Source organism: Pseudomonas sp. RW409 (genome assembly GCF_003184125.1).
GTDB lineage: Bacteria > Pseudomonadota > Gammaproteobacteria > Pseudomonadales > Pseudomonadaceae > Aquipseudomonas > Aquipseudomonas chlororaphis_I.
This window is the reverse complement of record NZ_QHHP01000041.1, coordinates 998,680-1,019,821: the sequence shown is the minus strand read 5'-3', so window position 1 is coordinate 1,019,821 and position 21,142 is coordinate 998,680. Positions and strand designations below refer to the sequence as shown.

General features: G+C 64.8%; 19 protein-coding genes. 18 read left to right on the top strand and 1 reads right to left on the bottom strand.

The features are described 5' to 3' along the window. The first annotated feature begins 230 nt into the window (after nucleotides 1–230). From tssA to DK261_RS25085, 17 genes are all read left to right on the top strand, one after another. Nucleotides 231–1,259, top strand: coding sequence for a type VI secretion system protein TssA (gene tssA / locus DK261_RS25165; RefSeq protein ID WP_037005791.1), 1,029 nt, complete (start codon nucleotides 231–233; stop codon nucleotides 1,257–1,259). Between the two features lie 55 nt (nucleotides 1,260–1,314). Then, nucleotides 1,315–1,830, top strand: coding sequence for a type VI secretion system contractile sheath small subunit (gene tssB / locus DK261_RS25160; RefSeq protein ID WP_009049566.1), 516 nt, complete (start codon nucleotides 1,315–1,317; stop codon nucleotides 1,828–1,830). A 15-nt stretch (nucleotides 1,831–1,845) separates the two neighbouring features. Then, nucleotides 1,846–3,342 (top strand): type VI secretion system contractile sheath large subunit, encoded by a 1,497-nt coding sequence (gene tssC, locus DK261_RS25155; protein WP_009049567.1) that lies wholly within the window; start codon nucleotides 1,846–1,848, stop codon nucleotides 3,340–3,342. Between the two features lie 97 nt (nucleotides 3,343–3,439). Next, nucleotides 3,440–3,928 (top strand): type VI secretion system tube protein Hcp, encoded by a 489-nt coding sequence (locus tag DK261_RS25150; RefSeq protein ID WP_009044340.1) that lies wholly within the window; start codon nucleotides 3,440–3,442, stop codon nucleotides 3,926–3,928. Nucleotides 3,929–4,003: 75 nt separating this feature from the next. After that, a complete protein-coding gene (locus DK261_RS25145) occupies nucleotides 4,004–4,435 on the top strand; it encodes a type VI secretion system amidase effector protein Tae4 (protein WP_028682143.1) in 432 nt (143 codons plus the stop codon). Then, nucleotides 4,432–4,875: a hypothetical protein gene (locus tag DK261_RS25140; RefSeq protein WP_053269330.1), complete on the top strand. Its 444-nt coding sequence runs from the start codon at nucleotides 4,432–4,434 to the stop codon at nucleotides 4,873–4,875. Before DK261_RS25145 ends, DK261_RS25140 begins: the two co-directional genes overlap by 4 nt. A gap of 150 nt (nucleotides 4,876–5,025) precedes the next feature. Further along, nucleotides 5,026–5,541 (top strand): type VI secretion system baseplate subunit TssE, encoded by a 516-nt coding sequence (gene tssE / locus DK261_RS25135; protein WP_009044342.1) that lies wholly within the window; start codon nucleotides 5,026–5,028, stop codon nucleotides 5,539–5,541. Beyond that, nucleotides 5,538–7,397, top strand: coding sequence for a type VI secretion system baseplate subunit TssF (gene tssF / locus DK261_RS25130; protein ID WP_009049570.1), 1,860 nt, complete (start codon nucleotides 5,538–5,540; stop codon nucleotides 7,395–7,397). The genes tssE and tssF overlap by 4 nt, the downstream gene beginning before the upstream one ends. Then, nucleotides 7,379–8,413, top strand: coding sequence for a type VI secretion system baseplate subunit TssG (gene tssG / locus DK261_RS25125; RefSeq protein WP_110176721.1), 1,035 nt, complete (start codon nucleotides 7,379–7,381; stop codon nucleotides 8,411–8,413). Before tssF ends, tssG begins: the two co-directional genes overlap by 19 nt. Further along, on the top strand, nucleotides 8,406–11,114 hold the full coding sequence (gene tssH, locus DK261_RS25120; protein WP_110176719.1) for a type VI secretion system ATPase TssH: 2,709 nt from the start codon (nucleotides 8,406–8,408) through the stop codon (nucleotides 11,112–11,114). Before tssG ends, tssH begins: the two co-directional genes overlap by 8 nt. Before the next feature lie 30 nt (nucleotides 11,115–11,144). After that, entirely contained in the window at nucleotides 11,145–13,370 is a 2,226-nt protein-coding gene (locus tag DK261_RS25115) for a type VI secretion system Vgr family protein (RefSeq protein WP_110176717.1), read from the top strand. 94 nt (nucleotides 13,371–13,464) lie between these two features. Continuing rightward, complete coding sequence (locus tag DK261_RS25110) at nucleotides 13,465–13,911, top strand: DUF6484 domain-containing protein (protein ID WP_110176715.1); 447 nt, start codon at nucleotides 13,465–13,467, stop codon at nucleotides 13,909–13,911. 15 nt (nucleotides 13,912–13,926) lie between these two features. Next, nucleotides 13,927–15,039, top strand: coding sequence for a DUF2169 domain-containing protein (locus DK261_RS25105; RefSeq protein WP_110176713.1), 1,113 nt, complete (start codon nucleotides 13,927–13,929; stop codon nucleotides 15,037–15,039). Next, on the top strand, nucleotides 15,039–16,073 hold the full coding sequence (locus DK261_RS25100) for a 3-oxoacyl-ACP synthase (RefSeq protein ID WP_053269337.1): 1,035 nt from the start codon (nucleotides 15,039–15,041) through the stop codon (nucleotides 16,071–16,073). The genes DK261_RS25105 and DK261_RS25100 overlap by 1 nt, the downstream gene beginning before the upstream one ends. Next, a complete protein-coding gene (locus DK261_RS25095; RefSeq protein ID WP_009049577.1) occupies nucleotides 16,074–17,021 on the top strand; it encodes a DUF4150 domain-containing protein in 948 nt (315 codons plus the stop codon). Between the two features lie 10 nt (nucleotides 17,022–17,031). Next, nucleotides 17,032–17,946 carry a hypothetical protein gene (locus DK261_RS25090; protein ID WP_110176711.1) on the top strand — a complete coding sequence of 305 codons (915 nt, stop codon included), beginning with the start codon at nucleotides 17,032–17,034 and terminating at the stop codon, nucleotides 17,944–17,946. A 3-nt stretch (nucleotides 17,947–17,949) separates the two neighbouring features. Further along, nucleotides 17,950–19,209: a TIGR02270 family protein gene (locus DK261_RS25085; RefSeq protein ID WP_110176709.1), complete on the top strand. Its 1,260-nt coding sequence runs from the start codon at nucleotides 17,950–17,952 to the stop codon at nucleotides 19,207–19,209. Nucleotides 19,210–19,273: 64 nt separating this feature from the next. Here the strand turns inward: DK261_RS25085 and DK261_RS25080 are convergent, their stop codons facing one another. Then, complete coding sequence (locus DK261_RS25080) at nucleotides 19,274–20,179, bottom strand: LysR family transcriptional regulator (protein WP_110176707.1); 906 nt, start codon at nucleotides 20,177–20,179, stop codon at nucleotides 19,274–19,276. Here DK261_RS25080 and DK261_RS33405 point away from each other — a divergent pair. After that, nucleotides 20,139–21,142 (top strand): hypothetical protein (locus DK261_RS33405; RefSeq protein ID WP_218278187.1); only part of this gene is annotated, 1,004 nt, incomplete at its 3' end. The genes DK261_RS25080 and DK261_RS33405 overlap by 41 nt on opposite strands.

Here is a 21,142-nt window from a genome sequence, read left to right as displayed (position 1 = left end):
AAAGAACCACCACCCACCACCTATCTTCAAACATCACAAGGTTCCCCCCATTGGTCGGAGAGTTTCTTGACAACAAGTGAACTGGGCTAAAACTTCAGTTCAATTATTGAATCCAGAAATGACCAAAAAGTGGGTCTGGATAGAACACGCATCTGCAGGAAAGGGATTTTGTCGTGCGCTCGCCCTGACCGGGCGCCGATTGCCGGGCCGATATGGAGATCACGTCCGTGATGGATGTACAGCGTTTGTTGGAAACCATTTCCCCTGACTCCCCCTGTGGCGGCGACCTCGAGTACGACGCCGCCTTTCTCGAGCTTGAACGCGCGGCGCAAGGCCAGCCCGAACGGCAGATGGGCGATGCCGTGCTACCCGCCACACCGCCGGAATGGCGCCAGGTCCGCGACCTCTGCGTCGAGCTGTTCACGCGCAGCAAAGACCTGCGCATCGCCAACTACTTCCTGCAAAGCGCCATTGCCCTGCAAGGCCTGCCCGGCCTGGTGCAAGGGTTACAGCTGATCCAGCAGTTGCTCGCGCAGTATTGGGACGACCTGCATCCCAAGCTGGATGCAGAAGATGGCAATGACCCCACTTTCCGGATCAACGCCCTCGCCGGCCTCAACGCCGAGCCGGTCATTCGCCTGCTCTGGGGCATGCCGCTGATCAGCTCGCGGGCCTTTGGCAACGTCGGCCTGCGGGCCGCGCTGAATGCCGCCGGCTTGCAGCGCTTCGCCAGTGAAAGCCTCAGCCCGGACCAGCTCGGCGCGGCCTTTCAGGACTGCGCGGGCGAACAGCTCGAGGCCTGCCGCGCCGCCCTGAACGATGCCCATGGCACGCTGTTGACCATAGAGCGCGAGGTCAACGAACGGGTCGGCTCCAACCACGGCGCGGACCTGGGCACGATCAAGCAACTGCTTCGGCATGCGGTGCAAATCATCGCCGAGCACGCCCCGCAGCCGGGCGTTTCCAGCGCTGTCGCGCAGGCCGGCGAGCCTGTCGATGCAGCCACGTCCACGGCCCCCAGCGCCGCCGCGCCGCGCATCGCGGGCGAGATCGGCAACCGTGACGATGTGCTGCGCAGCCTCGACCGCATCCTCGGTTACTACGTCAGGCACGAGCCCTCAAGCCCGGTGCCCGTGCTCTTGAGCCGCGCCAAGAGCCTGGTCAGCGCGGATTTCGCCACCATCGTGAGCAACCTGATTCCGGACGGTTTTTCCCAGTTCGAAAAATTGCGCGGGCCTGAAGGTGAACAGTCCGAGTGAAAACGCTTAACCGACGCCCATCCAACACAGCCGCCTAGGCAGCGCAGGAGGAAAAATGGCTAACACCAGCAGCCAGAAATTCATCGCCCGTAACCGTGCTCCCCGGGTGCAGATCGAGTACGACGTAGAGCTTTACGGTGCGGAGAAGAAGGTGCAATTGCCCTTCGTCATGGGGGTGATGGCCGACCTTGTCGGCAAGCCCGCCGAACCGCTGCCGGCAGTGGCCGACCGCAAGTTCCTGGAGATCGACGTCGACAACTTCGACTCGCGGCTCAAGGCGATGAAACCGCGGGTGGCGTTCAACGTGCCCAATGCCCTGACCGGCGAAGGCAACCTGAGCCTGGACATCACATTCGAGAGCATGGACGACTTCAGCCCGGCCGCGGTGGCGCGCAAGGTCGATGCCCTCAACCAACTGCTCGAAGCCCGCACCCAGCTGGCCAATCTGCTGACCTACATGGACGGCAAGACCGGCGCCGAGGACATGATCATGAAGGCGATCAAGGACCCGGCGCTGTTGCAGGCATTGGCCAGCGCGCCGAAACCGACCGAACCCGAGCCGCAAGCCTGACAGAGGACGCAGACCATGGCCGAATTGATGAAAGACCCGCAGGCCCAGGCAGACGCCGCGATCGAACAACCGAGCGACTTCGCCGCCCTGCTCCTGCAAGAGTTCAAACCCAAGACCGAGCACGCCCGCGAGGCGGTGGAAAGCGCCGTGCGCACCCTGGCCGAACAGGCCCTGAGCAAGACCGAGCTGATCTCCAACGACGCGATCAAATCCATCGAATCGATCATCGCCGCAATCGACGCCAAGCTCACCGCGCAGGTCAACCTGATCATGCATCACGCCGACTTCCAGCAACTGGAAAGCGCCTGGCGCGGCCTGCACTACCTGGTCAACAACACGGAAACCGACGAGCAGCTGAAGATCCGCGTGATGAGCATCGCCAAGGGCGACCTGCACAAGACCCTGAAGAAGTTCAAGGGTACCGCCTGGGACCAGAGCCCGATCTTCAAGAAAATGTACGAAGAGGAATACGGCCAGTTCGGCGGCGAGCCGTTCGGCTGCCTGGTGGGCGATTACTACTTCGACCAGTCGTCGCCGGACGTCGAGCTGCTCGGCGAGCTGGCCAAGGTCTGCGCGGCGATGCATGCGCCGTTCATCAGCGCGGCCTCGCCGACGGTGATGGGCATGGGCTCCTGGCAGGAGCTGTCCAACCCGCGCGACCTGACCAAGATCTTCACCACGCCGGAATACGCGGCCTGGCGCTCGCTGCGCGATTCCGAGGATTCGCGCTACATCGGCCTGACCATGCCGCGTTTCCTCGCCCGCCTGCCCTACGGCGCCAAGACCGACCCGGTGGATGCCTTCGCCTTCGAGGAAGAAACCAACGGCGCCGACAGTTCCAAGTACACCTGGGCCAACTCGGCCTATGCGATGGCGGTGAACATCAACCGCTCGTTCAAGCTCTATGGCTGGTGCTCGCGGATTCGCGGCGTGGAGTCCGGCGGCGAGGTGCCGAACCTGCCGACGCACACCTTCCCGACCGACGACGGTGGCGTGGACATGAAGTGCCCGACCGAAATCGCCATCGCCGACCGGCGCGAGGCGGAGCTGGCGAAGAACGGTTTCATGCCGCTGCTGCACAAGAAGAACACCGACCTCGCCGCCTTCATCGGCGCGCAATCGCTGCAGAAGCCGGCCGAGTATGACGACCCCGACGCCACCGCCAACGCCAACCTGGCGGCACGCCTGCCCTACCTGTTCGCCACCTGCCGCTTCGCCCATTACCTGAAGTGCATCGTTCGCGACAAGATCGGCTCGTTCAAGGAAAAGGACGACATGCAGCGCTGGCTGCAGAACTGGATTCTCAATTACGTGGACGGCGACCCGGCCCACTCCACCGAAACCACCAAGGCCCAGCACCCCTTGGCCGCGGCGGAGGTGGTGGTCGAAGAGGTCGAGGGCAATCCCGGTTACTACAGCTCGAAGTTCTACCTGCGCCCGCATTACCAGCTCGAAGGGCTCACGGTATCGCTGCGGCTGGTATCCAAGCTTCCATCCGCTAAGGCGGTTTGATCCATCCCCGGTGGCACTCGCCGTGGTGGCGGGTGCACTGCAACACAGCGTGGCCAATCGCTGGAGCACAGTGGTGTAGACCACTCAAGGAGGCATGATGGCTGTTGATATGTTTATCAAGATCGGCGACGTCAAGGGCGAGTCCCAGGACAAGAACCACAAGGAGGAGATCGACGTGCTTTCCTGGAGCTGGGCCATGGCCCAGTCCGGCAACATGCATGTGGGCGGTGGCGGCGGTGCCGGCAAGGTCAATATCCACGACCTGACGTTGACCAAGTGGGTGGATAAATCCTCCCCCAACCTGATGATGGCCTGCTCCAGCGGCAAGCATTACGACGAGGCCAAGCTGACGGTGCGCAAGGCCGGCGGCGACGATCCGGTCGAGTACCTGACCATCACCCTCAAGGAGGTCCTGGTGTCCTCGATCGGCACCGGCGGCAGTGGCGGCGCGGATCGCCTGACCGAAAACATCGCGCTGAATTTCGGCCAGGTGCTGGTCGACTACCAACCGCAGAAGCAGGACGGTTCCAAGGACGGCGGCCCGGTCAAGTACGGCTGGAATATCCGCCAAAACGTCAAGGTGTGACGCCAGCCACCCTGCAGCCCTGCCGCAGGGTGCTCGGCTTGTACCAGGGGCCACGGCGCAACAGGAGGTTCGATGATGGCCAGACCCGCGTTCATCAATCTGTGGAACAACTACCCGACTGAAAGCCAGCCTTGCGATGGCGGTTGGGAAAATCAATGCGCGATCCGCATGAGCATTACGCTCAACGCCGAGCGAAGCATCCTCGTGGATGGCCACACCTATTCGGAACCGCGCTGCAGCCACGGCCACGCCCGCGGCGCCGAGTCGCTGGCGAACTGGCTGTGGCGCCAGCATCTGGGCCGGCCGAGCATCTTTACCGACGCGGCCAAGGCCAAGCTGCAGCTCAACGAGAAGAACGGGATCATTTTTTTCAAGGATTGCTTTACCCGCAGTGGCGAGAGTCGCGCGGCCGGCGACCATATCGACCTGTGGAGCCGCGGTTTCACCAAGACCTATGACGACCCGGCCAACCACTCCGCCCAGGTGTGGTTCTGGGAGCTGTCATGAGTCAGCGCCGGTTTCGCCTTATGGTCGCGGGCTTGGCGGGTCTGATTTTGCCCGCCTGCGCGCAGAATCCGGCCGACAGCGCCACCCAGGCGCGCTTCCTGGCCCGGGACCTGCTGCTGGAAGAGCGCAATGGCAACTGTCGCGTGCTGGTCCCGCAGCAACCCGGCATCGACCTGAGCCTGAAATGGCCTTGCCAGTTCCACCGTGACCCCAGCGGCACGCTGCGCACCAAGCAGGTGGGGACACGCCAGGTGATCTTGGTGGAAAGCAGCGAGCAACTGCCCTCGCCCAGTCGGGATTGCCGCACCGAGATCCAGGCGCTACGCAGCGGCTCCGATCAGACTCTGGAAGCCTCGTCGGCGGTGAGCCGGGTGACGGCCTGCCCGCCTTTCCAGTGGGATGAGAAAATGTTTATCGGCCTGTTCGACCCCGACGCTTGACCGCACGCCAGGGCTCGGCTCGAAGCCTGCGAACAAGGAGATGGCAATGAACGCCGAACAGCCGATGGGTGCAGGTCAGTTGGGCGGCGCCTTGCGGGCCCTGCGGGATCAACTGCGCAGCCTCGGCTGCGCCGACAGGGATAACTGAAAATGGCCGAGCTGACCCTGCAAGAACGCCTGCAACCCTCGTTGCTCGATCGCCTGACCGACGATGATCCGCACAACCCGAAAGAAGCCGCCGAGCGCCGCGTCATGTCGCTGACCCAGCTCAAAGCGTGTGTGCTGCGCGATCTGGCCTGGCTGTTCAACACCTGCGTGCTGTTCGATCCGGAGCAGGCCGCGCAGATGCCGGCGGGCAACTCGGTGCTGAATTTCGGCCTGCCGCCCCTGGCCGGACATACCGCCTCGAGTGTCGATGTACAGGCCATCGAAGCCTTGTTCAGCGACACCATCGCCACCTTTGAGCCGCGCATCCTCAAAGGCTCGTTGAAGGTTCGCGCGCGACTCGACGGCAATGACATGAGTCACAACGCCCTGAGCTTCGAGATCGAGGGCGATCTGTGGGCCGAGCCGGTGCCCCTGCGCTTGCTGCTCAGCACCGCCCTCGACCTGGAAACCGGGCACGTCAAGGTGACGCCGGCCGAGCCCGCCAGGAGACGCCAATGAACCCGCGCATGCTCGAGTATTACAACCAGGAGCTGCAGCATATCCGCGAGAGCGCCGCCGAGTTCGCCCAGGAGTTCCCCAAGATCGCCAGCCGCCTGACCCTGTCCGGCATCGAATGCGCCGATCCCTATGTCGAGCGTCTGCTGGAGGGCTTCGCCTACCTGAGCGCGCGGGTCCACCTGAAGCTGGACGCCGAATACCCGACCTTCACCCACAATCTGCTGGAAATCGCCTACCCCCATTACCTGGCGCCAACGCCTTCGGTGGTGGTGGTCCAGCTGGTCGCCGACCCCAACGAGGGCTCACTGACCAGCGGCTTCAGGGTCGAACGCCAGGCCGCCCTGCGTGGCCAGCTGGGCCATGGCGAGCAGACCGCCTGCGAATACCGCAGCGCCCATGCGGTGACGCTATGGCCATTGCAGGTCGGCCATGCCGAATACTTCGGCAACCCGGCGGCGACCCTCGGCCGCCTGGCCGCCAGCGAACCCAGGGCCAAGGCCGGGCTGCGCCTGCGCTTGCGCTGCGGTGCCGGGTTGCCGTTCAACGCCCTGGCGCTGGACAGCCTGCCGCTCTACCTCAATGGCGCCGACGAGCAACCTTTTCGTCTGTACGAGCAGTTGCTCGGCAATGCCTGTGCCGTGTTTATCAAGAGCGTCGACGGCGACTGGGCCGAGCGCTTGCCTGTGGAGAGCCTCAAACCCCGCGGCTTCGACGATCAGGACGCGGTGCTGCCAGTGGTGCCCCGGGCCTTCCAGGGGTATCGCCTGCTGCAGGAATATTTCGCCCTGCCCAATCGTTTTCTGTTCGTCGACTTCACCGGGCTGAGCGCCGGTGTGCAGCGCTGTGGCAGCCAGGAACTGGAGTTGGTGGTGCTGTTCGATCGCCTCGACAGCACCCTGGAAGGCACGGTATCGGCGGCCCAGTTCGTGCCCTTCTGCACGCCGGCGGTGAACCTGTTTCCACGCCGCGCCGATCGCATTCACCTGAGCGAGCGGGTGCATGAGCACCAGGTGATCGCCGACCGCACCCGGCCGCTGGATTTCGAGATCCATTCCCTGACCCAGGTCACCGGCCATGGCAGCGGCCCCGAGCAGCCGTTCCAGCCGTTCTATGCGATCCGCGACCCGCTGCGTTATGGCCGCGAGCAGGCCTACTACATCGTCCGCCGCGAGCCGCGTCGCCTGTCCAGCCAGCAACGGCGACGCGGGCCCCGCTCGACCTATATCGGCAGCGAGACCTTCGTCTCGCTGGTGGATGTCAACCAGGCGCCCTATCGCCACGACTTGCGCCAGCTCGGCCTCAGCGCCCTGTGCACCAACCGCGACCTGCCGCTGCTGATGCCGGTGGGGACCGGCAAAAGCGATTTCACCCTGGAAGACAGCGCCCCGGTGCTGGCCGTGCGCTGCCTGGCCGGGCCAAGCCGGCCGCGGCCGAGCCGCGCGCACGATGCCAGCGCCTGGCGGCTGATCAGCCAGCTATCGCTGAACTACCTGTCGCTGAGCGAACAGGGCCAGGGTGCCGCGGCGCTGCGCGAATTGCTGCGCCTGTACGGCGACCCCGGCGATTCGGCGCTGCAGTTGCAGATCGAAGGTCTGCGCCAGGTGCGCAGCACGCCCTGCACCCGCCGGTTGCCGATGCCGGGGCCGATCGTGTTTGGCCGTGGCCTGGAGATCAGCCTGGAGTTCGACGAAAACGCCTTCCGCGGCACCGGCGTGTACCTGCTGGGCGCGGTGTTCGAGCGTTTCCTGGCCCGTTACGTGTCGATCAACAGCTTCACCGAAACCGTGCTGCGCACCACCGAGCGCGGCGAAATCATGCGATGGCAGGCGCACCCCGGATGTCGACCGAACCTCTGAAACCGCTGCACAGCATCGATCGGATGGCCGTCGAGCCCTGGGCCTACGACTTCTTCCAGGCGCTGCGGCGCATCGAGTGCGAGGCCAGCGACCGGCCGCGCATCGGCCATTCCCTGCGCTTGCACGACGACCCGCTGCGCCTGGGGCAGAGACCCGACTGCGGCTTTGCCCCCTCGACCCTGGCCAGTATCGAGGCCGACCCCGAGGGCGCCGCGCCGCGCATCGAGCAGTTCTTTTTCGGCCTGACCGGGCCCAACGGCCCGCTGCCGCTGCACCTGACCGAATACGCCCGCGATCGCCAGCGCAACAGCGGCGACGCCAGCTTCACGCGCTTTCTCGACGTGTTCAATCACCGCTTGTTGTGCCTGTTCTACCGCGCCTGGGCCGAGGCGCGGCCGACCGTCAGCCACGACCGCCCCGACCACGACTACTGGTCGATGCGCCTGGCCGCACTGTCCGGACGGGGCATGACCAGCCTGCTCGGCCAGGGCCCGATCGCCGACTCGGCGCGCTACCACTTCACCGGTCACCTGGCGGCACAGACCCGCTACCCGGACGGCTTGCGCGCGATCCTGGAAGACTATTTCGGCGTGCCGGTGAGCATCGAGGAATACGTCGGCCAGTGGCTGGAGTTGCCGCAGCGCAGCCAGCTGGGCGTGGCGCTGTGCTCGCTCGGCAGCGACCTGAGCCTGGGCACCCACGTCTGGGATCGCCAGCATAAATTCCGCATCCGCCTGGGGCCTTTGAGCCTTGCGCAATACCAACGCCTGCTGCCCGGCCAGGACAGCTTCGGCGAACTGGCCGCCTGGGTCGCCGAGTACCAGGGCGAGGAGCTGGATTGGGAAGTCAATCTGCTGCTACAGCGCGCGCAAGTGCCGCGCATCGATCTCGACGGCCAGACCCGCCTGGGCTTCGACACCTGGCTCGGCAGCCCGCCGACGGATGCCGACGACCTGCTGCTGGTCCGCGAATACGCCAGCCATACCACCCCCTCAAGGAGCCGCGATCATGAGTGAGATCAGCCGCGTCGCGCTGTTCGGCAAGTTGAACAGCCCGGCCTACAAGGCCATCGAAGCCGCCACCGTGTTCTGCAAACTGCGCGGCAACCCCTATGTGGAACTGGTGCATTGGCTGCATCAGCTCCTGCAATTGCAGGACAGCGACCTGCACCGCCTGGTCCGTCAGTTCAGCCTCGACCCGGCGCGCCTGTCCAGGGATATCACCGACGCCCTGGACCGCCTGCCGCGCGGCTCGACCTCGATTACCGACCTGTCCGTGCAGGTCGAGGAAGCCGTGGAGCGCGGCTGGGTCTATGGCAGTCTGCTGTTCGGCGAGAGCCAGGTACGCAGCGCCCACCTGATCGTCGGCATGCTCAAGACACCGAGCCTGCGCCACGCACTCGCGGCCCTCTCCCGCGAGTTCGACAAGATCAAGGTGGAGCACCTGATCGAGCGTTTCGACGAATACCTCGGCGACTCGCCGGAAAACGGCCTGGCCGCCAGCGACGGTTTCAACGCTGGCGCCACGCCGGGCGAAGCCAGCGGCGCCATGGCGCCCAGTGCGCTGGGCAAGCAGGAGGCGCTCAAGCGCTTTACCGTAGACCTCACCGAACAGGCCCGCAGCGGTAAGCTCGACCCCATAGTCGGGCGCGACGAGGAGATTCGCCAACTGGTCGACATCCTCATGCGCCGCCGGCAGAACAACCCCATCCTCACCGGCGAAGCCGGGGTCGGCAAGACCGCGGTGGTCGAGGGCTTCGCCCTGCGTATCGTCGCCGGCGACGTGCCGCCGAGCCTCAAGGACGTCGAACTGCGCAGCCTGGACGTCGGCCTGTTGCAGGCCGGCGCGAGCATGAAGGGCGAGTTCGAGCAACGCCTGCGCCAGGTCATCGAGGATGTGCAGGCCTCGCCCAAGCCGATCATCCTGTTTATCGACGAGGCCCATACCCTGGTCGGCGCCGGCGGCGCGGCCGGTACCGGCGATGCCGCCAACCTGCTCAAGCCGGCCTTGGCCCGTGGCACCCTGCGCACCGTGGCGGCAACCACCTGGGCCGAATACAAAAAGCACATCGAGAAGGACCCGGCCCTGACCCGGCGCTTCCAGGTGGTGCAGGTCGACGAACCGTCCGAGGCCAAGGCGATCCTGATGATGCGCGGCGTCGCCTCGACCATGGAGCAGCACCACAAGGTGCAGATCCTCGACGAGGCGCTGGAGGCCTCGGTCAAGCTGTCGCACCGTTATATTCCGGCCCGGCAGCTGCCGGACAAGTCGGTGAGCCTGCTCGACACCGCCTGCGCGCGGGTCGCCATCAGCCTGCATGCGGTGCCGGCCGAAGTGGACGACAGCCGCCGACGCATCGAGGCGCTGAGCACCGAGCAGGCGATCATTGGCCGCGAGCAGGCCATCGGCATCGCCATCGGTACTCGCCAGCAGGAGGTCGAGGCGGCCCTCGACGAGGAACGCCAACGCCTGGCGACCCTGGAGAGTCGCTGGAGCGAAGAGAAAGCCCTGGTCGATGAACTGCTGGCGACCCGCGCCACCCTGCGCGCCGCCGCCGAGCCGCTGGACGACACCAGCGACGAGGCCGCTGCTCCATCGCCGCGCCTGGATGAAGCCGAACGCACGGCATTGCGCGACAAGCTCGGCGAGCTGCAGAGCCGCCTCGCCACCTTGCAGGGCGAAAGCCCGTTGATTCTGCCCACCGTGGATTACCAGGCGGTGGCCGCGGTGGTCGCCGACTGGACCGGCATCCCGGTCGGGCGCATGGCGCGCAACGAAATCGACACCGTGCTCAGGCTCGACGAGCACATGAAAAAACGCATCATCGGCCAGGACCATGCCCTGGCGATGATCGCCAAGCGCATCCAGACCTCGCGCGCCGGGCTGGACAACCCAAGCAAACCGATTGGCGTGTTCCTCCTCGCCGGCACCTCGGGCGTGGGCAAGACCGAGACCGCCCTGGCCCTGGCCGAAGCCCTGTACGGCGGCGAGCAGAACATCATCACCATCAACATGAGCGAGTTCCAGGAGGCGCACACCGTCTCCACCCTCAAGGGCGCCCCGCCCGGCTATGTCGGTTACGGCGAAGGCGGCGTACTGACCGAGGCGGTGCGGCGCAAACCCTACAGCGTGGTGTTGCTGGACGAGGTGGAAAAAGCCCATCCGGACGTGCACGAAATCTTCTTCCAGGTGTTCGACAAGGGAGTGATGGAGGACGGCGAAGGCCGCCTGATCGATTTCAAGAACTGCCTGATCCTGCTCACCACCAACGCCGGCACCGAGATGATCGCCAGCCTGTGCCGCGACCCGCGACGGCTGCCCGATCCCGATGCCATCGCCAAGGCGCTGCGCGAGCCGTTGCTCCAGGTCTTCCCGCCGGCCCTGCTCGGGCGCCTGGTGACCGTCCCCTACTACCCGCTGAGCGACGAGATGCTCAAGGCCATCACCCGCCTGCAACTGGAGCGGATCAAGCAGCGCGTGGAAAGCGGACACAAGGTGCCCTTCGCCTACGACGACAGCGTGGTCGACCTGATCGTCTCGCGCTGTACCGAGATCGAGAGCGGCGGACGGATGATCGACGCCATCCTGACCAATACCCTGTTGCCGGACATGAGCCGGGAGTTTCTCACCCGCATGCTAGAGGGCAAGCCGCTGGCGGGCGTGCGCATCAGCCAGCGGGACAATGCGCTGCACTACGCATTCGACCCGCATGACTGACGCCCCAACGCGAGCCAGAGGAAGCCGTTTATGGCAATCACGCAAAGCAATCGCCTGGTGCAGGTCGACAGCCCCCTCGGCGGCGAGGTCCTGCTGTTGCAGAGCATGGAAGGCAGCGAGGAGCTGGGGCGATTGTTCCATTACGAACTGGACCTCACCTCCGAAGACCGGGCGATCAAGTTCGACCAGCTGCTGGGCAAGCCGATGGGCCTGACCCTGGAGCTGCACGGCGGCGGCAAACGCTATTTCCACGGGATTGCCTGCGGCTGCCGGCAACTGACCGGCCACGGCCAGTTCGCCGGTTATCGGGTCAGCCTGCGGCCCTGGTTCTGGCTGCTCACGCGCACCTCGGACTGCCGGATTTTCCAGAACAAGACGGTGCCGGACATCATCAAGCAGGTGTTCCGCGACCTCGGTTTCTCCGATTTCGAAGACAACCTGAGCGGCAGTTACCGCGAGTGGGAATACTGCGTGCAATACCGCGAAACCAGCTTCGACTTCATCAGCCGGCTGATGGAGCAGGAAGGCATCTACTACTACTTCCGCCATGAGAAAGCGCGGCATGTCCTGGTGCTGGCCGACGCCTACGGCGCCCACTCGACGGTGGCAGACTACGCTTCGGTGCCCTTCTTCCCGCCCGATCAGCAGATGCGCGAGCGCGACCACTTCTACGACTGGCAACTGGCGCGGGAAGTCCAGCCGGGCTCGCTGGCGTTGAACGACTACGACTTCCAGCGCCCCGGCGCCAGCCTCGAAGTGCGCTCCAGCGTCTCGCGCAGCCACAGCAACGGCGACCATCCGCTCTACGACTACCCGGGCGAATACGTACAGAGCAAGGATGGCGAGCATTACGCACGCACCCGCATCCAGGCGATTCACAGCCAGTTCGAGCGCGTGCAGTTGCGCGGTCGGGCGCGCGGCCTGGGCTGCGGGCATCTGTTCAAGCTGACCGGCTACGACCGCGCCGACCAGAATCGCGAATACCTGGTGGTGGTCGCCCGCTATCAGATCCGCCAGGAGCTTTATGAAAGCGGGCAGTTGGACCTGGCCGAGCAGTTCATCAGCGAACTGGACTGCATGGATGCCGGCCAGGCCTTCCGCCCCCTGCCCCTGACGCCCCTGCCCATTGTCCGCGGGCCGCAGACCGCCAGGGTGGTAGGCCCCGCCGGCGAGGAGATCTGGACCGACCAGTATGGCCGGGTCAAGGTGCATTTCTATTGGGATCGCCACGACCAATCCAACGAAAACAGCTCCTGCTGGATGCGCGTGTCGCAGGCCTGGGCCGGCAAGAACTGGGGGTCGGTGCAGATCCCGCGGATCGGCCAGGAAGTGATCGTCAGTTTCCTCGAAGGCGACCCGGATCGCCCGATCATCACCGGCCGCGTCTACAACGCCGAGCAGACCGTGCCCTACGAGCTGCCGGCCAATGCCACCCAGAGCGGGGTGAAAAGCCGCTCGAGCAAGGAGGGCTCGCCAGCCAACTTCAATGAAATCCGCATGGAGGACAAAAAGGGCGCGGAGCAGTTGTTCATCCACGCCGAGAAGAACCAGGACATCGAGGTCGAGAACGACGAGACCCACTGGGTCGGCCACGACCGCAGCAAGACCATCGACCACGACGAGACCGTGCACGTCAAACACGACCGCACCGAAACCGTCGACAACAACGAAACCATCACCATCGGCGTGGACCGCAAGGAAAAGGTCGGCAATAACGAGACCATCTCCATCGGTGTGAACCGTACCGAGGATGTCGGCAGCGACGAGAAAATCACCATCGGCGCCAATCGCACCGAGGACGTGGGCAACAACGAGACCATCACCATAGGCGCGGACCGCAGGGAAAAGGTCGGTGCCAACGAAACCATCACCATCGTCAGCAACCGCACCGAGGACGTGGGCGGCAACGAAACCATCGGCATCACCGGCAACCGCAACGAAACGGTCAAGGGCAACGAAGGTATCGAGATCAACGGCAACCAGAGTACCCAGATCGGCCAGAACGAATCCCGCGACGTTAACCAGAACCGCACCACCAACATCCAGCAGAACGACAGCCTGGACGTCGGCAAGAACTTCTCCCTCACCGCCGGCGACTCCATCACCCTGACCACGGGCGCGGCCAGCATCACCATGAAGAAGGACGGCACCATCATGATTCGCGGCAAGGACATCACCATCGACGGCTCCGGCGCCATCAACATCAAGGCCAACAGGAACGTTGTGGTCAAAGGCCAGAAGATCCTGCAGAACTAGGGCCTGTTTTTAACGCAGCATGGCCCGCGTAGCGCCGAAGGCGCCCAGCGCGCAGCCACTTTTCGTACAGAGCCAGCACAGTGGAGGTGTGTATATGACGGTCCAGCACCCGCTACCCATACAGGCCCGCATCGACGCAGTGGTCATCGGCACCCTGCTCGAGCTGCCGCACGCCAGTGCGCCCAGGGTCGTTTACCCGGGTTGCCCGGATGCCAGCGGCGTCGTTGCCCGCTGCACCGCGCTGCTGGGGCCTGCGGATATCGGCGGCCAGGTTGCGCTGATGTTCGAAGGCGGCGATCCGGCTTGCCCCTTGGTGATCGGCCGCTTGCTCGGCGCGGACGCCCCGCCCGAGCCAGTCGCCAGCGTGCGGCTGGACGAGCATTGCCTGGAACTGAGCGCCGAACGCGAGATCGTGCTGCGTTGCGGCAAGGCCAGCATCACCCTGACCCGCGCGGGCAAAGTGATCATCCAGGGCGCCTACCTGTCCAGCCGCTCCAGCGGGGTCAACCGCATCAAGGGCGGTTCGGTGCAGATCAACTAAACGGATATCCGGCCTATGGAACTGCTCAACGCCAGCAAACTGCTTGCGGCCTATACCCAGGGCCTGGCGCCCGATGGCCGCGAATCCCTGGTGGTGGTGGCCAAAGGCACGTTCAACCTGCCGCTGGACGGCCGCGCGGCCACCCTCGCCGACACCCAGCAACCGCTGCTGATGGCCGACACCTTCCTCGGCGAGCCCGGCCTCAGCGCCCCGCTGCAGGAAATGGACTTCGCCCCGGTCAAGCCATGCTGCGATGTCCTGGTCCGCGGCAAGGCCTACGCCCCAGGCGGGCGCCCCGTGACGCAGCTGACCGCGGGCATTCGCGTCGGGCGGATGAGCAAGGCCTTTTCCGTCCTCGGTCCACGGCAATGGCAATCGGGGCTGTTGGGCGTTTCTCCCGGCTTGCCGCAGCCGTTTACCGAGCAGGACATCTCCTACGCCCGAGCGTTTGGCGGCAGCCATCCGATCGCCAACGACCCTCAATTGCGCCACTGCTACCTGGACAATCCGATCGGTTGCGGCTGGTACCCGCGCAGCGCCGACAGTGCCGACATCGTCGGCATGCCGATGCCGAGCACCGAAGAGTTGGGCAAACCGATCGACAGCCCCTCTGGCGACTTCCGCCCCATGGCCCTCGGCCCCATCGGCCGTGGCTGGCCACAACGCGCGCGCTTCGCCGGCACCTACGACGAGGCCTGGCTGGCCGACTGCTTTCCCTTTCTGCCGGCGGATTTCGACCAGCGCTACTTTCAGGCGGCCCCCGAGGATCAGCAGACCCACTACCTGCGCGGTGGCGAGGATGTGCTGTTGCTCAACCTCACGCCCCAGGAGCGCGCGGGCTTTCGCATTCCCGAAATGCAGGTGCCGGTGACCTTCTTCCTGAAAAAAGGCGGCCATGAAACCGTGCAGGCGGTGATCGACACCCTGCTGATCGACACGGATATGCAGCACGTCGAGATCACCTGGCGCACCAGCCGCCCGCTCAAGCGCAACCTGTTCGAAATCGCTCAGGTGCTGGTGGGTAGCATGTCCACGGGCTGGTGGCGCGCCCGCGAACTGGGCAAGGATTACTACCCGTCGCTGTCGGCCCTGGTGAAAGCCAAACGCACGCCCGAGGAGACGCCCTGATGGCCGCGCTCTGCATCGTCGGCTCCGGCATGGTCAGCGCCGTTGGCCTCAGCGCCCCCGCGAGCTGCGCGGCGATCCGTTGCGCTATCGACAACTTCCAGGAAACCCGTTTCATTGACCAGGCAGGGGAATGGTTGGTCGGCGCGCCCGTGATCCTGCCTGAGCCGTCCTCCGGATATGCACAACTGGTGGGAATGGCCAGCATGGCCATCGCAGAGTGCCTGTCCGGTCTGTCCGACGAGGACGTCCACGGCATACCGCTGCTGCTCGGCGTGGCCGAGAGCGACCGGCCAGGACGCCTGGAGCGCCTGGACGAGTCCTTGCTGCGGGCCATCGAGGAGCGCCTCGGCCAGCGCTTTCACGAGCGCTCCTGCGTGATCCCGCGGGGCCGGGTGAGCGCTGCGGTGGCATTGATCAACGCACGTAAACTCATCGAGCAGGGATGTTCGAAGGTACTGATCGCAGGTGTCGATTCCTATCTCACCGGGGCGACGCTCGCGGCCTATCAGGAGCGAGACCGGCTACTCAGCAGTCATTGCGACAACGGCTTCATTCCTGGCGAAGGAGCTGCGGCGATACTGGTGACGGCCGTGCGGGCCAGCGAAGAGCCGCAACTGCTATGCCTTGGGCTTGGTTTCGGAAGGGAAAAAGCTACTGTCGAAAGCGAGGGGCTGCCATTTCGCGCGGACGGGCTCACGCAGGCGGTGAAAGCGGCGTTCGATGACTGCGGCTTCGGTTTCGAGCATGTCGACTATCGTCTCGCCGACCTGACGGGTGAGCAGTATTACTTCAAGGAAGCCGCGCTGGCCCTGAGCCGGACCCTGCGGGTACGCAAGGAGCGCGTCGAGCTCTGGAGCCCCGCGGACTGCATCGGCGAGTGCGGGGCAATGACCGGGCCCGCGCTGCTGTGCATTGCCCTGGCTGCCTCGCGCAAAGGCTACGGCCACAGCGCGCAGGTACTCTGCCATTCGAGCAATGATGGGGGCGAGCGGGCGGCGATGGTGCTCGGCTACCAGCGTGTGAGGGCGAACTAGATGGCCAATGAGGTCTACGCCAATGGTCGAGAACTTTCCTGCAAGTCGGCCTCGGGGAAATCGATAGCCTCGTTTCCCGACGTCTGCTTCACCCCGCCACAGGCACCGCCTACCCCCATGGGCGTACCGATCCCCTATCCGAATACCGGCATGTCGAAGGACACGACGCAGGGCAGTCGGACCATCAAGATCACCGGCAAGGAAGTGATGCTCAAGAATAAGAGCCATTTCAAGAAGAGCTATGGCGACGAGGCAGGTCGAGCGCCGAAGAAAGGCATTATCACCAGTACCAACACCGGGAAGGTCTATTTCATCTCCTGGTCGATGGACGTGAAGTTCGAAGGATTGAACGTCGTTCGCCATCTCGACCTGACCACCCACAACCACAATCCGTCTCCTGGCAACACGGCAACCTGGCCGCACACCTCGAAGATGAAGGCAGCCTTCAAGCCGGGCGGCAAGTGCGCCGGCATGGGACACCTGCGCCTGCAGCCCTATAGCAAGGCCTGTCCGAACACAGCGAGCGGAGCGGCGCAAACCGGCCACCATCTGATACCCGGCCGCTGCATGCGCGGCAAGGCCGGCTACAGTCACTCGAAAGCCCCGGTGATCTGCGTGTCGCGCGGCAACCAGCACCAGGGTTCGCACAAGCGCTGCCATGCGAAGTTCGATCCGGTCGAATTGGACCACTTCGACAAGGGCAAGCCGTTCAAATACGAAACCGCACGCAACACTGCGGCCGCCTCGGCAGGAGGCGCACTGAGCCCCCCGCGCGACCTGACGAAAAAAGAGCAGGAGTGCGTTGCCTTCCAGCTCGACCAGTACTACAAGGCCAAGCCGAAGAAAGGACCTGGCTGCACCAACACTTTGAACCTCCGTGCCTCGGGCGCGGCGGGCAAAGTCATACCACCCGCACGTTCCGCACCAGCCCCCGCAGGACGCCCATAGGATCTGAACCATGGCAAAGAGCGAAACCGCCCTCTACTTCACCAACATTATCGCGATCGGACCGGAGCAGGCGCTGCTCGGCGGGCATCTCTATCTGGAGGGCGCGGAGCCCAGCGTAACCCGGGTGATGATGATCGACCAGGACGACTGGTTCCATGTCTACGACATTCCCGAGGTGGTCTACAGCGCTCTGCAGAGAGCACCGCTGCGCGGGCAGCAGAAAGGTAACTACTGTTTCCTCGGGCGGGCCGGGCTACTCCGTGAACACCCCTCCGGGCAGTCCAGCACCGACACCACGCTGGACATCGACAATGTCTACCTGATGGACCTCTGCGAGGTGGACGGCGAACTGTATGCCTGCGGCACACAGAACCAGGTATTGAGGCAAAGCAAGGGCGTCTGGCAGCGCATCGACCAGGGGCTCTATGTTCCGTTGGTGGACGAGGTCACGGCCTGCCTGAACGGCATTGACGGGTTCTCGCGCGACGACGTCTATGCCGTCGGCGATGGCGGCGCCATCTGGCACTGGGACGGCAAAGGCTGGCAGGCATCGGTGGCACCCACCAACCTGCCGCTTTACTGCGTGCACTGCTCCGCCGATGGTGTGGTGTACATCGGCGGGTCCGGCGGGATACTGCTACGAGGCAGCGCGCAGGCGGGATGGACAGATATCGGTGATCGCGACCTGTGCGCCGAAGTGCTGGAAAACATGGTTGAGTTCGCCGGCAAGCTTTACGTGACCGCAACCGACCAGTTGCTCGAGTACGACGGCATGCAGCTGCGCGAGACCAAGGTGCCGCTGAAGGGCAAAAAGGCCTACTACGCCATCGATGCCAAGCCCGATGTGCTGTGGGTAGCAGGCGACGAGTGCGTGCTCAGTTTCGACGGCAGCACGTGGCGGCGCCATATTTGCCCAGAAAACTGATCGATGACGAGCCTCAGTATCGTCATCGACCAGCATATTGAGGAGGCCACCTTTCTGGCCGGCCTGCGCGACCTTGCCGTGCACGCCCCCCACTACGACCTGGCGCACCTGCTCGATCTCGACAAGCGCATCGAAGCTCATCTGGATGCTTTGCAGATAGGCGGGCTAAAGAGCCTGGACCTGGTGCTCCAGCAGCTCAACCCCAACGCCCAGGGCGAGATATTCGCGGCCACGGTGCTGGCCTTCGAAGCCGCCAATACTTGCGCAATGACCCAGTTGGCCGAACATCTGCGCGCCCACCCCGACGGTGCCCGTTATATGGGTGCCGCGCTGGGCTGGCTGGATTGGCCCCGAGTCGAACCCTGGGTGGAGAAGCTGCTCGGCTCGCCGGAAGCGTTGTTTCGCTGCATCGGCCTAGCCGCCTGCGGCATGCACCGGCGTGATCCGGGGGCAGTGTTGATTGCGGGATTGGCGCATGCCGATGCGGCCGTTATCGCCCAGGCCGCGCGCATGGCGGGCGAACTGCGTCGTCGTGACCTGATGCCGGCGATTCGTGCCCACCGCCAGCATAAGGACGCAGCCCCACGCTTCTGGGCCAACTGGGCCACCGCGCAGATGGGTGACGAGGAAGCTTTGGAGCCGCTGCGCCAGTTCGCCGAGCAAGCGGGCGAATTCCAGTACCGCGCGCTCTGCGTATTGCTGGCCTGGCAACAGCGCGAGCGCAGCATCGCCTGGATCCGCCAGTTGATGCAGAACCCCGAGCAGCGGCGCATCGGCATCCAGGCGGTTGGGCTGCTGGGCGACCCGGTCAGTGTGCCGTGGCTGATCCAGCAGATGAGCGACCTGCCGCATGCCCGCGTCGCTGGCGAGGCCTTCAGCCTGATGACTGGCGCCGACCTGGCGCTGCTCGATCTGGAATTGCAGGACCTGCCGGATTTCGATGCTGGCCCGAACGACGACCCTGAGGATGCCAATGTCGCCCTGGACCCCGATGAGAACTTGCCCTGGCCCGACCCGCCGTTGATCGCAGCCTGGTGGCAAGCCCATGCAGGCGATTTCCAGGCGGGCGTGGGTTATGTGCTGGGGCTGCGACAGAGCGAAAGCAGTTATCGGCAAGCGCTTGTCCGGGGCCAGCAACGCCAGCGTATCGCCGCGGCCTGCGGCATGGCGCGCTTGCGGCCGACCGAAGTGCTTTTCCCCACCAGCGCGCCCGCCTGGCGGCAAAAGGCATTATTGGGAGAGCCTGCGGGGTTCGGGCGCTGAGCCGGCAACCGCCCCGGATGGCACCAGGCTCCCGCCGCTAACGCCAGCGCATGCTCCCCACGCCTTATCGCGCGACCGACGCCACGCCGCGATTCAGCTGTTCGCGCAAGAACTCGATAAACACCTGCACCGGTCGCGAACCCTGGCGGTGCTGGGGGTAGACCGCCGACAGGGCCAGGGGCGCGGGTTCGAAGTCGTCCAGCAGCGACACCAGTCGCCCGTCCTTGAGCGCCGCCTCGACGATGAAGGTCGGCAGGTAAGTGATGCCCATGCCGGCGATGGCCGCGTCCTTGAGCAACTCGCCGTTGTTGACCCGCATCCTGCCGGTGACGTTGACCAGCAGGGGCTTGTTGCCCTGCCCTTCGAAACGCCACTGCACCTGGCGGCCGTGGCCGTAAGGCAGGCAGTCGTGGCCCTGCAGCTCCTCGGGCCTGCGCGGCGTGCCGCGCTCGGCGAGGTACTCCGGGCTGGCGCAATACACCCGCTGGATCGAGGCGATGCGGCGGGCGATCAGCGTCGAGTCTTCCAGCACGCCGATGCGCAAGGCCAGGTCATAGCCCTCGCCGAGCAGGTCCACCGGGCGGTCACTGAGATCGACCTCGACCGCGACATCGCGATAGCGCTGCAGGAACAGCGGCAACAGTTCCCCCAGGTGGGCCATGGCGAACGACAGCGGCGCGCTCAGGCGAATGGTGCCCCGGGGTTCGACGGTCTGGCCGGCGATGCCCTGCTCCACCTGCTCGACTTCGCTGAGCAGGCGCAGCGCCGACTCGTAGTAGCTCTGCCCCAGGGGCGTCACGTCCAGGCGCCGGGTCGAGCGATTGAGCAGGCGCACGCCCAGGCGCTCCTCCAGTTGCATCAGGCGCCGGCTGACGAACTGCTTGGACAGGCCCAACTGATCCGCCGCCGCGGTGAAGCTGCCGGAGTCCATGACCTGGCAAAAAATACGCATGTCTTCGAACGGGTTCATTGTCACTCTCTGGTTGACAGCTGAACGCTTTATAGCGGCTTTTTCGCGTTCCGGCACCTCATTCCACCTGGAAAACCACATCGCCTGGTTTTACGCCGGCTGCGCCGCCGATCGCAGGCTACGCCAGCGGCTACAGGGACCACGATGCCTGTGTAGCCGCTGCAGAGCTTGCGAGGCTGCGAACGGCAACGCAGTTGCCGCAAAACCTGAGTCTGCGATCTGCCTGGAAAACCACATCGCCTGGTTTGACGCCGGCTGCGGCTACAGGGATCGCGATGCCTGTGTAGCCGCTGCCAAGCTTGCGAGGCTGCGAACGGCAACGCAGTTGCCGCAAAACCTGAGTCCGCGATCTGCCTGGAAAACCACATCGCCTGGTTTTACGCCGGCTACGCCGCCGATCGCAGCCTGCGGCAGCGGCTACAAGGACCGCGATGCCTGTGTAGCCGCTGCCGAGCTTGCGAGGCTGCGAACGGCAACGCAGTTGCCGCAAAACCTGAGTCCGCGATCTGCCTGGAAAACCACATCGCCTGGTTTTACGACGGCTACGCCGCCGATCGCAGCCTGCGGCAGCGGCTACAGGGACCGTGATGCCCGTGTAGCCGCTGCCGAGCTTGCGAGGCTGCGAACGGCAACGCAGTTGCCGCAAAACCTGAGTCCGCGATCTGCCTGGAAAACCACATCGCCTGGTTTTACGACGGCTACGCCGCCGATCGCAGGCTACGCCAGCGGCTACAGGGACCGCGATGCCTGTGTAGCCGCTGCCGAGCTTGCGAGGCTGCGAACGGCAACGCAGTTGCCGCAAAACCTGAGTCCGCGATCTGCCTGGAAAACCACATCGCCTGGTTTTACGACGGCTACGCCGCCGATCGCAGGCTACGCCAGCGGCTACAGGGATCGCGATGCCTGTGTAGCCGCTGCCGAGCTTGCGAGGCTGCGAACGGCAACGCAGTTGCCGCAAAACCC